This is a genomic window from Massilia genomosp. 1 (genome assembly GCF_011682185.1).
GTDB lineage: Bacteria > Pseudomonadota > Gammaproteobacteria > Burkholderiales > Burkholderiaceae_D > Telluria_A > Telluria_A rubra.
The window spans coordinates 1-479 of sequence record NZ_WHJF01000393.1 but is presented as its reverse complement, the minus strand read 5'-3'; the positions used below and the strand labels follow the sequence as shown (position 1 = coordinate 479).

Below are 479 nucleotides of genomic sequence, written 5' to 3'. Positions count from 1 at the left end.
GGCTTGAAGTAATACGGGAAACACACCGTGTGTGACAATTGTCGCATAAATTTCTTGCAAGCATGCGACATTTGTCGCAATATTGCGGCATTCGCCACAAGGAGACGTCCCATGTCCATTCCATCCATTACCGAGTTGAGCCTGTTAAAGTGTTTGTGGAAACAGCATCCCCTGAGCGCGCGCGCGATCCATCAACATGCTGAGGAAGAGCTGCATTGGTCATTTTCCTCCACCCGCAAAACACTGGACCGCATGCTGGTCTTGCAGCCGGCCTTCGCCCTGCGGGCCGTCGATACGTCGCCGCATCCTGTCAATCCGGCCGCGGAATCGCTCCCCCAATGGCTGGCGCCCCTGCAGCGCATGCACATTACCAGCTATTTTGGCACCGTCAGGACAGCCGGCGCCACGCCTCACGGCGGGATCGATCTGGCGGCGCGGGCGGGCACACCGATCATGGCACCGGCGTCTGGCACAGTCAC

At 58.9% G+C, this 479-nt stretch carries 1 protein-coding gene; it reads left to right on the top strand.

Annotated features, from left to right (window positions below):
• Positions 1–111: 111 nt before the first annotated feature.
• Positions 112–479: BlaI/MecI/CopY family transcriptional regulator (locus F1735_RS37155; RefSeq protein WP_373888636.1), on the top strand; the 368-nt coding region annotated here is incomplete at its 3' end.